Annotated in this window: 18 protein-coding genes; 13 read left to right on the plus strand and 5 right to left on the minus strand. The window is 31.3% G+C overall.

The window, feature by feature from the left end; translation table 11 throughout:
- Window positions 1-85: 85 nt before the first annotated feature.
- The 8 genes from AC1RRU_RS01410 (at window position 86) to trpA (ending at window position 7948) form a co-directional block, all read left to right on the plus strand.
- Complete coding sequence (locus AC1RRU_RS01410; RefSeq protein ID WP_011275834.1) at window positions 86-1123, plus strand: M42 family metallopeptidase; 1038 nt, start codon at window positions 86-88, stop codon at window positions 1121-1123.
- Window positions 1124-1625: 502 nt separating this feature from the next.
- Complete coding sequence (locus tag AC1RRU_RS01415) at window positions 1626-3035, plus strand: anthranilate synthase component I (protein WP_016931082.1); 1410 nt, start codon at window positions 1626-1628, stop codon at window positions 3033-3035.
- A complete protein-coding gene (locus tag AC1RRU_RS01420) occupies window positions 3032-3631 on the plus strand; it encodes an anthranilate synthase component II (protein ID WP_016931083.1) in 600 nt (199 codons plus the stop codon). Before AC1RRU_RS01415 ends, AC1RRU_RS01420 begins: the two co-directional genes overlap by 4 nt.
- The gene (trpD, locus tag AC1RRU_RS01425) at window positions 3606-4622 is read left to right on the plus strand and encodes an anthranilate phosphoribosyltransferase (protein ID WP_016931084.1); all 1017 of its coding nucleotides are present in this window, start codon (window positions 3606-3608) and stop codon (window positions 4620-4622) included. Before AC1RRU_RS01420 ends, trpD begins: the two co-directional genes overlap by 26 nt.
- Window positions 4606-5388, plus strand: a complete 783-nt coding sequence (gene trpC / locus AC1RRU_RS01430) for an indole-3-glycerol phosphate synthase TrpC (RefSeq protein ID WP_011275830.1) — start codon at window positions 4606-4608, stop codon at window positions 5386-5388. The genes trpD and trpC overlap by 17 nt, the downstream gene beginning before the upstream one ends.
- A complete protein-coding gene (locus AC1RRU_RS01435) occupies window positions 5385-6011 on the plus strand; it encodes a phosphoribosylanthranilate isomerase (protein ID WP_011275829.1) in 627 nt (208 codons plus the stop codon). Before trpC ends, AC1RRU_RS01435 begins: the two co-directional genes overlap by 4 nt.
- A gap of 1 nt (window position 6012) precedes the next feature.
- On the plus strand, window positions 6013-7224 hold the full coding sequence (gene trpB / locus AC1RRU_RS01440; RefSeq protein ID WP_011275828.1) for a tryptophan synthase subunit beta: 1212 nt from the start codon (window positions 6013-6015) through the stop codon (window positions 7222-7224).
- Complete coding sequence (trpA, locus tag AC1RRU_RS01445) at window positions 7217-7948, plus strand: tryptophan synthase subunit alpha (protein ID WP_011275827.1); 732 nt, start codon at window positions 7217-7219, stop codon at window positions 7946-7948. Before trpB ends, trpA begins: the two co-directional genes overlap by 8 nt.
- Here the strand turns inward: trpA and AC1RRU_RS01450 are convergent.
- Window positions 7945-8265 (minus strand): nuclear transport factor 2 family protein, encoded by a 321-nt coding sequence (locus tag AC1RRU_RS01450; protein ID WP_016931085.1) that lies wholly within the window; start codon window positions 8263-8265, stop codon window positions 7945-7947. The genes trpA and AC1RRU_RS01450 overlap by 4 nt on opposite strands.
- Window positions 8266-8603: 338 nt before the next feature.
- On the opposite strand from AC1RRU_RS01450, the gene AC1RRU_RS01455 reads away from it, so the two are divergent.
- The 4 genes from AC1RRU_RS01455 to AC1RRU_RS01470 all read left to right on the plus strand — a co-directional run bounded on the left by AC1RRU_RS01455 (window position 8604) and on the right by AC1RRU_RS01470 (window position 13888).
- Window positions 8604-9866 (plus strand): aminoacyltransferase, encoded by a 1263-nt coding sequence (locus AC1RRU_RS01455; RefSeq protein ID WP_016931086.1) that lies wholly within the window; start codon window positions 8604-8606, stop codon window positions 9864-9866.
- A gap of 17 nt (window positions 9867-9883) precedes the next feature.
- Window positions 9884-11143 carry an aminoacyltransferase gene (locus AC1RRU_RS01460; RefSeq protein ID WP_016931087.1) on the plus strand — a complete coding sequence of 420 codons (1260 nt, stop codon included), beginning with the start codon at window positions 9884-9886 and terminating at the stop codon, window positions 11141-11143.
- A gap of 863 nt (window positions 11144-12006) precedes the next feature.
- Window positions 12007-12783: an HAD-IIB family hydrolase gene (locus tag AC1RRU_RS01465; protein WP_016931088.1), complete on the plus strand. Its 777-nt coding sequence runs from the start codon at window positions 12007-12009 to the stop codon at window positions 12781-12783.
- Window positions 12784-12871: 88 nt separating this feature from the next.
- The gene (locus AC1RRU_RS01470) at window positions 12872-13888 is read left to right on the plus strand and encodes a siderophore ABC transporter substrate-binding protein (RefSeq protein WP_011275821.1); all 1017 of its coding nucleotides are present in this window, start codon (window positions 12872-12874) and stop codon (window positions 13886-13888) included.
- A gap of 104 nt (window positions 13889-13992) precedes the next feature.
- Here AC1RRU_RS01470 and AC1RRU_RS01475 read toward each other — a convergent pair whose 3' ends face one another.
- Window positions 13993-14334: a membrane protein gene (locus tag AC1RRU_RS01475; protein ID WP_011275820.1), complete on the minus strand. Its 342-nt coding sequence runs from the start codon at window positions 14332-14334 to the stop codon at window positions 13993-13995.
- Between the two features lie 170 nt (window positions 14335-14504).
- Here AC1RRU_RS01475 and pepF point away from each other — a divergent pair, with 170 nt between their 5' ends.
- Window positions 14505-16316 (plus strand): oligoendopeptidase F, encoded by a 1812-nt coding sequence (gene pepF / locus AC1RRU_RS01480; protein ID WP_016931089.1) that lies wholly within the window; start codon window positions 14505-14507, stop codon window positions 16314-16316.
- A gap of 111 nt (window positions 16317-16427) precedes the next feature.
- On the opposite strand, the gene phoU is transcribed toward pepF, so the two are convergent.
- The 3 genes from phoU to pstA all read right to left on the minus strand — a co-directional run bounded on the left by phoU (window position 16428) and on the right by pstA (window position 18988).
- Entirely contained in the window at window positions 16428-17069 is a 642-nt protein-coding gene (gene phoU / locus AC1RRU_RS01485; RefSeq protein ID WP_029376655.1) for a phosphate signaling complex protein PhoU, read from the minus strand.
- 12 nt (window positions 17070-17081) lie between these two features.
- Window positions 17082-17957 (minus strand): phosphate ABC transporter ATP-binding protein PstB, encoded by an 876-nt coding sequence (pstB, locus tag AC1RRU_RS01490; RefSeq protein WP_011275817.1) that lies wholly within the window; start codon window positions 17955-17957, stop codon window positions 17082-17084.
- Window positions 17958-18067: 110 nt separating this feature from the next.
- On the minus strand, window positions 18068-18988 hold the full coding sequence (pstA, locus tag AC1RRU_RS01495) for a phosphate ABC transporter permease PstA (protein WP_011275816.1): 921 nt from the start codon (window positions 18986-18988) through the stop codon (window positions 18068-18070).

Here is an 18988-nt window from a genome sequence, read left to right on the forward strand (position 1 = left end):
TAGCAAAATGAATGAATTAATAGTGATAGTTCTAAAAATACGATAAAATGTTATCAATAATTATTTTAAAAAAGGGGAGATAATGATGACGCAAAAAGTATTGAAAACAATAAAAGAACTTACAGAAATAAATAGCCCATCTGGTAATGCTACGGAAGCAATTAATTATGTTAAGAACAAAGTTGAAGCGTTAGGTTATGATACTAAGACAACAAATAAAGGTGCCTTAATTATCGAAGTTCAAGGTGAAAATGATGAACAACAAAGATGCATTACTGCCCATGTAGATACACTAGGCGCGATGGTCAAAGAAATTAAAGAAGATGGTCGATTATCTATTAGTTTAATAGGTGGATTTACATATAACGCGATTGAAGGGGAGTATTGTGAAATACAAACTGATTCAGGACAAGTATATACAGGAACGATTTGTTTGCATGAAACAAGTGTCCATGTTTACAGAAATAATCATGAAATACCTAGAGATGGCGAACATATGGAAATTCGTATCGATGAAAAAACAACGTCTGATCAAGAGACAAGAGATTTAGGGATTGAAGTGGGAGATTTTGTAAGTTTTGATCCCAGAACTGAAATTACATCATCAGGATTTATTAAATCAAGACACTTAGATGATAAAGCAAGTGTAGCAATGATACTAGAACTGCTTGAAAAACTTAAACAAGAAGAAACGCAATTGCCACATACGACTCAGTTTTATATTTCTAATAACGAAGAAATAGGATATGGTGCAAATGCATCAATATCGGATAAGATAGTAGAGTTTATTGCATTTGATATGGGAGCGCTAGGCGATGGTCAAACCTCAGATGAATATACTGTATCGATTTGTGCTAAAGATGGATCAGGTCCTTATCATAAAGAATTAAAATCTCATTTAATAAATTTATGTAAAATCAATGACATACCTTATAAAGTTGATATTTATCCTTATTATAGCTCTGATGCATCAGCAGCACTAAAAGCAGGTGCAGACATTCGTCATGGTTTATTTGGTGCTGGTATAGAGTCATCTCACGCGCTTGAAAGAACTCATATTGAGTCTATTGATGCAACTCAAAATCTTTTATACGCATATTGTTTATCTCCAATAAATTTATAATTGATCGTTGACAAATAAAATAGAGTTTTGTATTATACTGAAATATAAGAAATATCAAACAATTCTATGAATGAAGTAGATAATATGATTTGTAGCAAATAGAAAGCCAATGGGTGATGTAAATTGGCACTACATATTAATCGAATTGGGTCTAGAATTTTAAACTTTAATAAAGTAAGAGTGAACAAAGTATTGTTAACTAAGGTGGCACCACGGTAACGCGTCCTTATAGAGTAAAGCGCGTATGCTGTGGTGTTTTTATGTACAATTAAATAGGCATAAATGAAGTAGTGGTGAGTAAGGTAGTGACAGAAAGTTGATGGTAGATGCAAATCAACACCCCTTATCATGAATTTGGGTTTATGTTGAAAGACAAATCAATAAGAATGAGTGAACGCTTAATATTTTGATTATTCGGAATATTTCGTTAATTAAGGTGGTACCGCGCGTCAGCGTCCTTTACATAAGGAGGCTGACGTTTTTTAGTGAAAGGGATGAGAAAATGGAATTTTATTACGAAGTATTGAAAGCTCACATAACGCCTGAAGCTTTAGGACAGCTAAATGAACATAAAATTATATTTGAAAGCGCAAGTCAACAAAAATTAAAAGGCAGATACTCTATCGTAGCATTCGATTATTATGGCACCGTCAAATTAAATGATAATGAATTAATTATTAAGACTTTGAAAGAAGATAAAGTTATAACTACTGAGCCATATAATTATTTAAAAACATTCATCAATCAATTTGATTGTGTCATAAATGATGAAAAATTAAAGCAACTGCCATTTATTTCTGGCTTTATGGGAACGTGTAGTTTTGATTTAGTGCGACATGAATTTCCAATTTTAAAACGAGTAGCTATTAAGAGTATGAAAACAATATCAGATGTGTCTTTCTACATGATAGAGGATGTATTTGTATTTGATCATTACAAGGATGAATTATACGTGATTGCTTCTAATCAATTTTCAAAAGCAAGTAATGCAGAATTAAAATTAAGAGTGAAGCATAGAATTCAAGCATTGTCTCAAATTAAAGTTTACCAAGAGAATAATAAAATGGTGCCTAAGAGATCAGGGATAAAAGCAAATATTTCTGATAAACAATTTATCGATATTGTTACTCAAATGAAACAACGGATTACTGAAGGAGATATGTTTCAAGTAGTACCCTCTAGAATATATAGCTACCAACATCATTTCGGAGAAAATAAAAACCAATTGAGTTATCAGCTTTATCAAAATTTAAAACGTAAGAACCCTAGTCCATATATGTATTACATGAACATGGAAAATGAGATTGTAGTTGGAAGTTCACCAGAAAGCTTTGTAGCAGTTCATAACGGCGAAGTAACAACTAATCCAATTGCAGGAACGATTAGACGTGGCACTACCCCAGAGATAGATGAATGCAATGCACACCAATTAATTACAGACGAGAAAGAAATAAGCGAACATAGTATGCTTGTGGATTTAGGTAGAAATGATATTCATAGAGTAAGTATTACGGGGACATCTGAAATATCAAAACTGATGGTGATTGAAAAATATGAACATGTCATGCATATCGTTAGTGAAGTAAAAGGAAAAATTAAAAAAGATATATCTCCAATGACGACCATAGCAAGTCTTTTACCAACTGGGACAGTATCGGGAGCACCTAAACTAAGAGCTATTCAACGCATATATGAATCCTATCCATATAAAAGAGGCGTCTATAGCGGTGGCGTTGGTTATATCAATTATAATCAAAATTTAGATTTTGCATTGGCAATACGAACCATGTTGATTGATGACGACACTGTTAATGTCGAGGCAGGCTGTGGTGTTGTGTACGATTCTATACCTGAAAAGGAACTCGAAGAAACACGACTTAAAGCAAAAAGCTTATTGGAGGTAACACCATGATATTAATTATAGATAATTACGATTCGTTTACGTATAACTTGGTTGATATAGTTAGTCAAATTGATGAAGTGATTATTAAATATCCAGATGATAAAGATGTATTCAACTATTTAGAGAAAATTGATGGGGTAATCATTTCACCAGGTCCTGGTCATCCTTTAGATGGCGATGAATTGGTAAAAATTATCGATAAATATCATACTTTACCAATTTTAGGTATTTGTTTAGGTGCTCAAGCATTAACGTGTTATTACGGTGGCAAAGTTATTCAAGGAGAGAAAGTCATGCATGGAAAGGTAGATACACTTGAAGTTAAAAACGAGTCAGAACTCTATTTGACGATACCGCACCGATTCAGAATTATGAGATATCATTCACTTGTAAGTGAGATGAAGTCTTTTCCTAAGAATTTAATCATTACGGGAAGTACATCAGATTCAATACAATCCTTCGAGGACAAACAACATCTTCATTTCGGTATACAGTATCATCCAGAATCATTTGCTACTGAGTTTGGTTCACAAATTATTGAAAACTTCATTCGTATTGTAAAAGAAAGGGTGAATTTTAATGGGATTATTAAAACAATTGGATAATAACATAACTTTAACGCAATCAGAGACAACACAATTCATAACCTATCTAACAAACCCTGAAATTAATGTGGAAGACAAAGTCGACTTATTAACGCAATTTACGAAAAAGGAAATTAAACAACAAGAATTAACCTATGTCGTCAATAGCTTAATTCAAACCATGTATCCTAATCAACCAACATATGAAGGAAGTATATGTGTATGCGGTACAGGAGGGGATAAGTCAAACAGTTTCAATATTTCTACAACAGTATCGTTTATAGTAGCAAGCGCAGGTATTCCAGTCATTAAACACGGAAATAGAAGTATAACATCCCATTCAGGAAGTACTGATTTGTTAAATGAATTGGGAATAAAGACGACAAAAGTTTCAGAAGTCCCATTACAAATTGAAGAACAGGGATTGGCATTTATTAGCGCAATGGAGTCTTATCCAATAATGAAATATATTCAACCTGTTAGAAAAATGATTTCTACACCGACCATCTTTAATATAGTTGGGCCACTTATCAATCCATTTAAATTGACCTATCAAGTGTTAGGAGTGTATGACCCAAGTCGATTGTACATGATAGCACAAACATTGAAAGATTTAGGACGACGGAGGGCAATAGTGTTACATGGAGCAAATGGTATGGATGAAGCTACACTTTCAGGAAACAATGAAGTTTATGAATTAAATGAAAATGGAGACATAACGCATTATTTTATAAATGCTAAAGATTATGGTTTAAAGGTTGCAAGTAATCAAGATTTACAGGGTGGGAGTCCGAAAGAAAACAAAATGATTACATTAGATATTTTAAGTGGAGATGATAAAACTTGTAGAAGAGATGTTGTTGTATTAAATGCTGCACTTGCGTTATACGTTTCTGAAAAGGTAGATACGATAGCATCTGGAATAAGTTTAGCTACGATCTTAATTGATAGTGGTCGAGCGATGGTACAATTTATGAAAATGAGAGGTGATATCTGTGACGATATTAAGTGAAATAGTGGATTATAAAGAGCAATTATTAAAAGACGGCTATTATCATGATAAATTACAAAATTTGAAAGGGGTAAAACATAAAAATAAATCGCGATTAACGGATGCTTTAATTAAAAATGACAATTTAACATTAATTGCTGAAATTAAATCAAAGAGTCCATCTGTAAAAGCTTTTCAACAAACAAATATAATTAAACAAGTGAGTGATTATGAACGTTATGGAGCAAATGCTATCTCCGTATTAACAGACGAACGATATTTCGGTGGTAGCTTTGAAAGATTACAGCAAATATCAGAAACAACACAATTACCTGTTTTATGTAAAGATTTCATCATTGATCCGCTTCAAATTGATGTTGCACAAAAAGCAGGTGCTTCAATTATTTTACTCATTGTAAATATTCTTACCGACGAAAAGTTACGACAACTCTATCAATATGCAAGTTCTAAGGGACTAGAAGTGTTAGTAGAGGTACATGATGGTATTGAGTTACAACGTGCCTATCAGTTAAATCCACAAATCATTGGGGTAAACAATCGTGATTTAAAATCATTCAACACCGATGTTAAACATACTAATCAAATACTTAAGTGTAAGAAAGAGAACTATTTATATATTTCTGAAAGTGGAATTCATTCACAACAAGAGGTTAAGCAAATAGTAAAAAGCGGGATCGATGGTTTATTAGTTGGTGGAGCCTTAATGAATTGTAATGAGTTAGAACATTTTATACCCTCACTTAAATTAAAAAAGGTGAAACAATGATTTTAAAATTTTGCGGTATCAAAACTAAAGTAGAAGCATTAAGCATTCGACCACTCAATATAAACATGGTGGGATTTATACACTATCCCAAAAGTAAACGACATTTGGACATTGAACAAATAAATAAACTATCTAGATTGTTGCCAGACGAAATAGATAGAGTAGTCGTATTAGTTAATCCAACATTGCAATTAATAAAGAAAATTATTAATGCTACTAATATTAATGCTATCCAACTCCATGGTGATGAGACAATAGATTTTATCAAACAACTTCGTTTAAATTTTAAGAATATTAAGATAATTAAAGCTTTACCAGCTACTCAAAATATAATAAATGATATCAATCAATTCAAAGAGCATATTGACTTATTTATTATAGATACGCCATCAGAGCAATATGGTGGGACTGGACAATCTTTTGATTGGACATTGCTTAAGGGCTTAGATCAATCTATACCGTTTTTAATTGCTGGAGGTATTGACGTTGATAAGATAAAACAAATTGAAACATTGAAGTTGAATCACTTAGGTTATGACATTTCAAGCAGTATTGAAACGGATGGTATGAAAGACAAAAATAAAATGTTAACTGTGATACAACAAGTGAAGGGAGAATTATAATATGTATAATATACAAACTGAAGCAGATGAATTAGGTTTTTTCGGAGAATATGGTGGGCAATATGTTCCAGAGACATTAATGCCAGCAATTATAGAATTAAAACAAGCGTATAACAAGGCTAAACAAGATCAATCGTTTCAAGATGAATTAACTTATTATTTGAAAGAATATGTAGGGAGAGAAACCTCATTGACTTATGCAAAATCATATAGTGAAGCGTTGGGTGGAGCTCAAATATATTTAAAACGTGAGGATTTGAACCATACCGGCGCACATAAAATTAATAATGCGATAGGGCAAGCTTTATTGGCAAAACGTATGGGCAAAAATAAATTAGTTGCTGAAACGGGCGCAGGTCAGCATGGTGTTGCTAGTGCCACAGTAGCTGCATTATTTGATATGGAATTAATCGTATTTATGGGAAGAGAAGATATCAAACGTCAACAGCTTAATGTATTTCGCATGGAATTATTAGGAGCTAAAGTTGAAGCAGTGGATGAAGGTCAAGGAACACTTTCTGATGCGGTAAACAAGGCATTACAGTATTGGGTTAGTCATGTTGAAGATACTCACTATTTACTAGGTTCAGCATTAGGACCTGATCCTTTTCCAACGATGGTCAGAGATTTTCAAAGTGTTATAGGTCAAGAAATTAAAGAACAATTACTTCAAAAAACTGGTCGATTACCAGATGCAGTTGTTGCATGTATAGGTGGAGGGTCTAATGCAATAGGGACCTTTTATCCATTTATTAAAGATAAGGTCAAATTATATGGTGTAGAGGCTGCAGGACAAGGGATTGATACTGTTAAGCACGCACTTGCAATTGGAAAAGGACGTCCAGGCGTACTTCATGGTTCAAAAATGTACTTAATTCAAGATGAAAATGGACAAGTAGAATTAGCACACTCTATATCTGCAGGTTTAGATTATCCAGGTATAGGTCCTGAACATTCATATTATCACGATATTGGACGTGTGCAATATAAACATGCCACTGATACAGAAGCAATGGAGGCGCTCATCCGCTTCAGCAAAATGGAAGGAATCATACCTGCCATTGAAAGTGCACATGCACTTAGTTATGTTGAAAAGTTAGCACCTAAAATGAATAAAGATGAAATTTTAGTAGTTACTATTTCAGGTCGCGGTGACAAGGATATGGAAACAATTAGACACTATATGCAAACAAGAGGTGAGTCACATGACTAAATTATTTATTCCATACATTATGGGGAATAAGTCATTTATTAAAAATATGAAAATCTTAGATGAGAATGGTGCTGATATAATAGAAATTGGTGTACCATTCTCTGACCCAGTAGCTGATGGTCCCATAATAATGGAAGCAGGCAACCGAGCTATCAAGCAAGGCGTGACAATTAATTACATTTTTAATGAATTATCCAATAATAAAGATGAAATTAATTGCAAATATGTACTAATGACGTATTACAATATCATTGTTTCTTATGGAGAAGAAGCTTTCTTTAAAGAATGTGAAAAAGTAGGTGTTTACGGCGTGATTATTCCGGATTTGCCTTACGAATTAACTCAAAAATTAAAGCATAAAATATCCAAATTTGATGTTAAAGTGATATCTCTCATATCAATGACTGCAAATGATGACCGTATAAAAGAAATCGTTAAGCATGCTGAAGGGTTTATATACACTGTAACTATGAATGCAACAACAGGCAAAAATGGAACGTTTCATCCTCAATTAAAAGATAAATTAAAACATCTAAAAGCACATACGGATATTCCTGTAGTTGCAGGTTTTGGCATCAGAACTAAAGAACATATTAAGGATTTAGCTACTGTTGCTGACGGCGTAGTCATTGGTAGTGAAATTGTAAAACGCTTTTGTCAAGATAATAACGAGGATACGATTCACTATTTGAAACAAGTAAGAGAAACGCTAGATACGCTTTAGTTTAAAGGTGTCCCTTGATGGAAATATAATTTCCAATCATCATCATACCAAAGCCATAACGAGCTTCTTCGGCTATTTCTATTTGTGGTGTAGTTAATCAGTGTATAAACACTTAACCGACAATTATCAGATAATGATTTATATTCAAAATCGATGATTTCATAATCAAAAGTGTTCAATTCAATAAAATATAAATCATTTTTAGTAATTATATTTCCAGAATGACCAATTTCCTTGAAATCTGGATGTAAGTAGTCTAAATATGTCTTATCTAAACGATGTTTTGAATTTAAATGGACTTGTTCATAATTAAACATTCATTAACCTCCTAATTAAAACAGTACTAATTATTATTCATTATTAAGCTTATATAAGAATTCTTTTAGAGATTAAGACAATGGCAGATGTCTTAATCTCTTTTATTTATATAAAACTTGTATTTTAATAGCTCACTCAATTAGAATTACATCATATATTTTACAAAATATTTCAATCTAATAAATGGTTTGTATTTTAGTTTTGTTAATTTCTATTGTATACTTAATAAAACTGGATATATAAATTTTTGGTTGAAGATAAAGATATTATTGAAAATTATAATTTAAATTTTGAACTAAAAGTAGATAAAGATTCTTTGAAGTAGGAGCAATAAATAATGAAGTTTACAAATTTAACAGCTACAGAGTTTGGCAATTATACAGATAAGATGCCATATAGTCATTTCACACAAATGACTGAAAACTATGAGATGAAAGTTGCAAATAAAACAGAAACTCACTTAGTTGGTATAAAAAATAAAGATAATGAGGTTATTGCAGCCTGCATGTTGACAGCAGTACCAGTCATGAAATTTTTTAAGTACTTTTATTCTAACCGAGGACCTGTAATTGATTATGATAATAGAGAGCTTGTTCACTTTTTCTTTAATGAGTTAACAAAGTATTTAAAACAGCATAATTGTCTATATGTTCGAGTTGACCCTTATTTACCATATCAATATTTAAATCATGATGGTGAAATTACAGGTAATGCTGGTAATGATTGGTTCTTTGATAAGATGAAGCATCTCGGATTTGAACATGAAGGCTTTACTAAAGGTTTTGATCCGATTAAACAAATCCGATATCATTCTGTTTTAGATTTAAAAAATAAAACATCTAAAGATATATTAAATGGAATGGATAGTCTACGTAAACGTAATACTAAAAAAGTTCAAAAAAATGGTGTGAAAGTTAAGTTCTTATCAGAAGAAGAACTTCCAATCTTCCGTTCATTTATGGAAGATACAACCGAAACGAAAGAATTCCAAGATAGAGATGATAGTTTCTATTATAATCGCTATAGACATTTCAAAGATCGCGTGCTTGTACCACTAGCTTATATTAAGTTTGATGAGTACATCGAAGAATTACAAAATGAACGTGAAACTTTAAATAAAGATGTTAATAAAGCTTTAAAAGATATTGAAAAACGACCAGACAATAAAAAGGCATTTAATAAAAAAGAAAATCTTGAAAAACAATTAGATGCCAATCAACAAAAATTAGACGAGGCTAAAAAATTACAAGCCGAACATGGTAATGAATTACCAATTTCAGCAGGTTTCTTCTTTATTAATCCATTTGAAGTTGTTTATTATGCAGGTGGAACTTCTAATAAATATAGACATTTTGCAGGCAGTTATGCTATTCAATGGACAATGATTAACTATGCAATTGATCATGGTATTGATAGATACAATTTCTATGGTATTAGCGGTAATTTTAGTGAAGACGCTGAAGATGTTGGAGTCATTAAATTTAAAAAAGGTTTCAATGCAGACGTAATTGAGTATGTTGGAGACTTTGTGAAACCTATTAACAAACCTTTGTATTCAGTGTATAAGACACTCAAAAAGATTAAAAAAAGATTTAATTAAGAGGGGAATAGACGAATATGAAATTTACAGAGTTAACAGTTAAAGAATTCGAAAACTTTGTACAAAACCCATCATTAGAAAGCCATTACTTCCAAATGAAAGAGAATATTCAAACACGTGAAAATGATGGCTTTGAAGTAGTGTTACTAGGTGTAAAAGATGAAAGCAATAAAGTATTAGCTGCTAGTCTTTTCTCTAAAATACCGACCATGGGAAGTTATGTATATTACTCAAATCGAGGCCCAGTAATGGACTATTCTGATTTAGGCTTAGTTGATTTTTACTTACGCGAATTAGAAAAGTATTTACATCAACACCAATGTTTATACGTTAAAATTGATCCATACTGGATTTATCAAATTTATGATAAAGATATTAATCCACTTGAAGATAGAGAGAAAAATGATGCTATAATTAATTTGTTTAAATCACATGGATATGAACACCATGGATTTACTACTGAATATGACACATCAAGTCAAGCAAGATGGATGGGTGTTAGCTATCTAAAAGGGGAAACACCTGCTTCATTAAGAAAACAATTTGATAGCCAACGTAAAAGAAATATTAATAAAGCGATAAACTATGGGGTGAAAGTAAGATTCCTTGGTAGAGATGAGTTTCATATATTCTTAGACTTATACCGTGAAACAGAAGCAAGAACAGGTTTCGTATCAAAAACAGACGAATATTTCTATAACTTCTTTGATACTTATGGAGATAAAGTGCTTGTTCCACTTGCGTACATTGATTTAGATGAATACATAAAATCATTGCAAGACGCTTTAAATGATAAAGAAAACCGTCGTGATCAAATGATGGCAAAAGAAAACAAAAATGATAAACAACTTAGAAAAATTGCAGAATTAGATAAGCAAATTGAACACGATAAAAAAGAACTCTTACAAGCAAGCGAATTACGTCAGACAGATGGCCAAATCTTGAATTTGGCATCAGGAATTTTCTTTGCAAATTCATATGAAGTGAATTACTTCTCTGGAGGTTCATCTGAAAAATATAATAATTATATGGGACCATATATGATGCATTGGCATATGATGAACTATTGCTTCGAACACGGATATGATCGATATAATTTTTATGGTTTATCTGGTGATTTTACAGAGAACAGTGAAGATTATGGTGTTTATCGCTTTAAAAGAGGATTTAATGTTTACATTGAAGAGCTAATCGGGGACTTCTATAAACCTATAAATAAGGTTAAATATTGGTTGTTTAATACACTTAATACAATTCGCAAAAAAGTAAAAAAATAAATTGATGTTATTAAAGGCTGTGACATGGTGGATGTCGCAGCCTTTATTTATCGTAACTAGTGATAGAGACAAGTTACAATACAGTGTAGGTAAATTCTAAGTTGATTTTCATGTTGCCCCCTACAATTTAATATTACCACACGTCTAATTTTTAGCAATGATATTACAAAACAAATTTATTTTGCTAAATTTAAAATATTTGCATTATTATTCTTTAGCAAATTTAGTTAAAACTAACAATTTACATAAATAGATACCAAGATTAATACGAAAGAGTTACGATTTAATAAAATGTAATAATCAATTCTAATATCTAAAATTGAGATTATTACATTTACTTAAGTCTATAATATAAGACTTCTTGATTCCTCGTTTTATGTACATGATATTAATAATTGCTACAGTACTTAATTAGTTAGTAGTTAGCTTTGAGAAAGATTATATATATTATCATAGGATTAATATCTCTAAACGTATAGACAAATATATAACCACGAGTATTTATGGGTTTTAAATTAAGAAACTAAGGATGAACAATTTATTTAATCTAAATATTGTATGATAACAATCAATCATACGTAACAATAATAAAACATGTTCAGAAATCGTCCTGACAGCGTATTAATTTAAAGGTTTTATTGAAGATAATTATTTGTGTTTCATTTTAGTTTACATAATATATATTATAGGAAGTTATATATTGAACTCCAGGGGACCTATTCTCCTATGATTCAATCCACTTTCAGTTAGTAACATTTATGATTCCTTTCTTTATTAATATGTACGCACACTAATATAAATTAATCATACATACTATTATACATGTTAAACTAAATGCATACTTATATACAAAGGAGTTACATATGAATATCATATTAGATATTGACGATACGATATGTTTTGATGGACAACAAATTAATCAAGATATTATCGACCGTTTGATTAGTTTACATAATATAGGTCATAGAATTATTTTTGCTTCAGCAAGACCGATACGAGACTTATTGCCTGTTTTACCTTCACAATTTCATAGATTTACGCTAATCGGTGGTAATGGTTCAATCGTTTCTGATAATAATGAGATACAGACACTTGCAACTATTCAACCTGAATCATTTAATGTTATAAAACATGTCATTAATCAATATGACTTGAATTACATTGTTGATGATAAATGGAATTATGCAGCACGTGTTGATGCTACAAATACAATTTATCAACGCCTAGATCCTCATCGATTAGCACAAAAATTAACCATTAATGACATTACTTCACCTATTAAGACGATTTTATTGAACATAGATGAAAAAGACTTTGACGAAGTTGTAACATATCTAGCTACCAATGCACCTAGTCTTTCACTAATTAATCATTCAAATGAACTTAATATTGATATTACAGCTAAATATATTAATAAATTTACTGCTATTGAGCATATACTCGGTAAATATCCTACATATGTTGCATTCGGTAACGATCATAATGATATTGAAATGTTACAACATGCTAAAGTTGGTTATTTTGTAAATAATGAATCAATGGATGTTTCTATTTTAAAAAATAATAAAAATATCCGTTGTATTAATGCGAATACGGAAGCGCTATGTTTATCTTTAGATGAATTAAGCAAAGATTACTAAAATAGCTACATTTATAAGGAAATATAAATAACTTCTTATTGAAAATGATTATCAATTGCAAGTATAATGATTTTATAGGAGGTTAATTATGAAAAATTCATTTAAATTTATAGCTATACTTTTCACTATAATCGTATTATTATCTGCGTGCGGTAAGAATTCAACTTCTGAATCGTCGTCATCTTCAAAGGATACGATTACAGTTGAGAATACATACGAGTTTAAAGATAAGAATAATACACATACTAAAGGAGAAATGAAAACTGAGAAAGTTAAGGTTCCAGTTAATCCAGATAGAGTGGCTGTATTAGATTATGGTGCATTAGATATTATGAAACAGATGGGATTGGAAGATAAAATTGTGGCAATTGCGAAAGGTAAAGGTGCTGCTTTCTTACCCTCTTCCCTTTCAGAATTTAAAAATGATAAATATACTAATTTAGGTAACCCTGGACAACCTAATTATGATAATTTAGCTAAAGCAAAACCGGAAGTTATCTTCACATCATTTAGACAAGCTCATACTAAAACGCTAGATGAAATAAAAAAAGCTGCCCCTAACGCTAAAATATTATTTGTAAGTCCTAATAATGATCATTATATTGATTCTATTAAAGATAATACGACCTTGTTTGGGAAAATATTCAAACAACAAAACAAGGCTAAAATGCTAAATGAGAAACTCAATAAAAAAGTTGCTGAAACTAAAAAAGTTATTAATAACGATACGGTCTTGTTTTTAAATGTGGATGATAAAGGTGTTAAAGCATTTGGACCTACTGGTCGTTTCGGTGGATTCTTAAATAGAGATTTAGGAATAAAACATGCTGACACTGCCATGAAAGCCAATTCTGCTGGTAATTCTATTACTTATGAGTATTTAAACAAAGTAAACCCAGATAAACTATTTGTAATTGATCGTACTCAAAAAGGAAATGATAAGTCGTTACCTTCTGCATTAAATAACGACGTTATAAAAAATTTAAAAGCTATTAAGAACGATCAAGTTTATCAATTTGAATCTAACGCATGGTATTTTTCTGAGGGTGGAATTGAAACTACCATTGAACAATTAGACAAAATTGAAAAAGCTTTTAAAAAATAATTAGCACTAGATTTCAATCCCCCTCTCTTTAGAATAGTAAATAAAAGGCGTTTGAAACATATATGCAAAAAAGCATGTTAAAATGTTTCAAACGCCTTTATTTATTATCTTCTAAGACGACGTATTGTTTCGTCATCATCTTCATATTTACGAATTTCTTTTTCTAGTTGTTTCTTTTTACGTTCGCGACGCCAATTTCTAGTGAAATACCATAATAAAAAGCTGATAATTAAACTGATAATGGCTAGAAAAGCAGCATATCCTAGTAATGGTTGAAATGAGATGTCATAAAAATTAGGAATAAAAAATGCTAAGACAGCTAACGCAACAAATGTAATTACTGCGGATACAAACCATTTCTTAAGTACTAAAGCACAGAAGACAGTTAAAATTATCATTGCAACTATTGTAATCCATAAATAGTTCGGCATATCAAAAATAGTCATGTATATCTCCTATCATAATAAAAATCTTTCTTTTAAATACTATACAATAATATGTAATTAAATTATACCCCTTTGCCTATAAGCATAACTCGGCCTTGAGGCTTAATAATGAGTTTGAAAATGATATTGTGTATAATGATTGTGAAATGATTTTTAAGGGAGTGGAATTTATGACGTCAGGTTTACCATTTAGAAAAGATGTTCCAGAACTAGAAAAATGGAATTTAAATGATTTGTTTAATAGTGATGAACAATTTTATGACACTTTAGATAATGTACTAAATCAATCGAAGTCATTTAATCAACAATATAAAGGGAAAATTTCAGATGCTAAGATGATAAAAAAAGTATTATCAGAATTTGAAAATATTCTTATTCAACTTGATCGTCTTGGTAATTATGCGGAACTAAGACTAAGCGTTGATACTGCTAATACTGATGCACAAACATTAAGCGCAAAGTTATCGACAAATTATGGTAAGATTTCAAGTCAGTTATCCTTTGTAGAATCTGAAATATTAATGTTACCTGAAGAGGTTATTAAACAAGCAATAGAAGAATCTGATGTGCCTCACTACTTAGAGAAATTAATTGAAAGTAAGCCATATCAATTGTCACCTGAAGTGGAACAAGTAATGGCGAGTTTATCGCCTACTTTTCAAAGTGCTTATGAATTATATGGCACAACGAAAATGCTTGATATTGCCTTCGAATCATTTGAACATAACAATGTGACATACCCTATGGATTACGCAACATTTGAAAATGAATACGAGGATAATGCTAATCCAGAATTTAGACAAAAAAGTTTTAAAAGCTTTAGTGATGCTCTGAAAAAATATCAACATACTACTGCTGCAACTTACAATCAACATGTGCAACAAGAAAAAATTGAGGCTGATTTAAGAGGATATGATTCTGTCATAGACTATTTATTACATGATCAAGAAGTTACACGAGAAATGTATGACAGACAAATCGACGTAATTATGAGTGATTTAGCACCTGTAATGCAAAAATATGCTAAATTATTACAACGTATACACGGTTTAGATAAAATGCGCTTTGAGGATTTAAAGGTTTCTGTTGATCCAAGCTATGAACCTGAAATATCAATCGAAGATTCTAAACAATATATTCATGGTGCTTTAAATGTACTGGGTGAAGATTATATACAAATGGTTGAGCAAGCATATAGTGATCGTTGGATAGATTTTGCACAAAATAAAGGAAAAGACACAGGTGCTTACTGTGCTAGCCCTTATTATACACATTCATATGTATTTATTTCATGGACTGGAAAGATGACTGAAACGTTTGTACTAGCACACGAATTGGGACATGCAGGTCATTTTACATTGGCACAACAACATCAAAATTTATTAGATTCTGAAGCTTCAATGTACTTTGTTGAAGCACCATCTACAATGAATGAAATGTTAATGGCAAATTATCTATTCAGTAACAGTGAAGATCCTAAATTTAAACGTTGGGTAATTGGATCTATTTTATCACGCACATATTATCATAATATGGTAACTCACTTGCTAGAAGCTGCTTACCAACGTGAAGTATATCGCAAAGTTGATAATGGTGAGTCACTTACAGGACCCGTGCTTAATAACATTATGAGAGACGTTTATGAACAATTCTTTGGCGATGCTGTTGAATTAACAGATGGAACTGAATTAACATGGATGCGTCAACCACATTATTATATGGGATTATACTCTTACACTTACTCTGCTGGATTAACAATTGGTACAGTTGTTTCACAAAAAATTAAACAAGAAGGACAACCAGCTGTAGATGCATGGCTTGAAACTTTAAAAGCAGGTGGAAGTCAATCTCCTATTGAATTAGCAAAAATTGCAGGTGTTGATATCACTACAGATGCACCACTTAAAGCTACTATTAAATATATCTCTGATTTAGTTAATGAAGCGGAACAATTAACAAATGAAATTGAGCAACAAGACTAATTAAACTATGAATATATTTTGATTTATAGTAAAACCCTGATAATAACTGATTTAATCAGTCTTATCAGGGTTTAATTGTTTGATTTTGGGTTATTTAGGTTTGATACTATATTATTTTTCATAATGTTCACCAGTATAGAAATAATAAACGCTCTCTGCAATATTTCTAACATGGTCTCCGACTCTTTCAAGATTTCTTGCAGCTAAATGTGCTTGGCCAGCTACAAAAGGGTCATTATCTATTAAATATGTTGTGTTAACTATATTTGCATAAAGATCATCAATATCTTTATCACGCTCAATAATTTCTTTGATTAACGTTATATCCTCTTGTTTCGTAGCTGTATTAAGATCTTGCAACATTAGCATTGCTAATTTCCCCATCGTTTTTAATCGAGTTAATACATAATGATCTGTAATCTTTACTCGAAGACGAATATGAGCTATGTGTGCTGCGTTATCACCCATACGTTCAAAGTCTGTGGAAATTTTTAAAGCCGCCATCATCATTCTTAAATCCGTAGCAATCGGCTGTTGTTTTGTGATTAACATAATTACTTTTTCATTGATATCATAATCTAAATTATTGATATCTTTATCATTCTCAATGACTTGTCTTGCATAATTTTTATCATCTTCACTTAACGACACTAATGCATGTTCGAGATTAAAATAAACACGAAGACCAAGGTGACGGATATCTTTAATTAATTCACCTAATTGACCTTCGTATTTATGTCTAATAATGGTCATCATTACAGAATATTAACCAAAACGTCCTGAGATGTAGTCTTCTGTTTGTTTATCAGAAGGATTAGAGAAGATTTTATCAGTGTCGTCGTATTCGTTAACATAACCATTAAGGAAGAATGCAGTTTTATCAGATACACGTGCAGCTTGTTGCATGTTGTGTGTAACCATAATAATAGAGTAATTTTCTTTTAATTCCTGAACAAGTTCTTCAACTCTTAATGTAGAGATTGGGTCCAATGCTGATGTAGGTTCGTCCATTAAAATAACATCTGGTTCAATAGCTAAACATCTAGCAATACAAACACGTTGTTGTTGCCCACCAGATAAACCGTATGCGTTTGTGTGTAATCTATCTTTTAATTCATCCCAAATTGCAGCGCCACGTAATGATTTTTCTACGATTTCATCTAATAATTTTTTATCTTTAATACCGTGTGTTTTAGGACCATAAGTGATATTATCGTAAATTGATTTTGGGAATGGGTTTGGTTGTTGGAATACCATACCTACATTTGTTCTTAATTTTTCTTTAGAATAGTTTTCATCGAAAATATTTTGGTCACGGTATAAAATTTTACCAGCAGTTTTTACTGAAGGTACTAATTCTACCATACGGTTTAATGTTTTAATATAAGTTGATTTACCACAACCAGATGGTCCAATAATAGCAGTAACATTATTTTCTAAAATATCTAAATTAATGTTTTGTAGCGCATGTGTATCTCCGTACCATAAATCTAAGTTTTGTGTTGAATAAACTACTTTTTTATTACTATCTGATTCTTTATTGTGCTTAACTTCATTTGATGAAACTACTGTTGAAATTGATTCTTGAGATTGATCAGTATGTTTTGCTAACTCTTTTTCTTTAACATTTGTATTTGCCATAATTAAAACTCCTTTATATCTGTAAGATTGAAACGATAGTTATGCTCTACTAAAAACATGATATTATCGATTCAACCTTCACTCCCTAAATTATGTTGTATTTGATTGGATTAATATTTTCTAGAGAACTTATTACGTAAGAAAATGGCTACTGCGTTCATTAGTAATAAGATTACAAGTAATATAATAATTGCTGCTGATGCAACATTTTGGAATTCAGCTTGAGGCATTTTAGCCCAAGTGTAAATTTGAGTTGGTAATGCTGTGAACATAGACATAATGCTTGTTGGTGTTGCTAATAGAATAGTTGGTATACCAATTAAGATTAATGGTGCTGTTTCACCCAATGCACGAGATAGTGATAAGATGAATCCAGTCAAAATACCAGGTAAAGCAGCCGGTAATACGACACGACGAATAGTTTGCCATTTATTTGCACCTAAGCCATAAGAAGCTTCGCGAACAGAATTAGGAACTGCTCTGATTGCCTCCTGACTTGATACGATAATGATCGGTAGAATTAACAATGACATTGTTAACGCGGCAGCAATAACACTATTTCCTAATGCTAATGCTTGAATACCGCCACCACGAACGAATAATGTTAATCCAAGTAAACCGAATACGATAGAAGGTACACCAGCTAAGTTAGAAATACTAATTTTAACGAAACTAGTAAAGAAATTGTCTTTAGCGTATTCTTCTAAATAAATCGCTGTACCTACACCAAGAACGATAGAGATTGGAATAATACTTATCATTAACCAAATTGTCCCTGCTAACGCACCTTTAATACCTGCTTGTGAAGGTGTAGAAGAAGAGAAATTTGTAAAGAAATCTGGTGTAAGATAGCCAACACCTTTAACAAATGTTTGTATCAATAATGCTGCAAGTACTAATAAAGCTATTACAATACATGTAAAGAATAACCATTTATTTAATTTATTTGTTTTACCACGACTTGAGATGTTTTTTTCTACTTTGTTTTGGTCAATTAGTGTTTTAGCTTTAGGATTTGTAGTAGCTGTCAT

The sequence above is a fragment of the Staphylococcus sp. GW821-FHT11H10 genome, assembly GCF_058807855.1.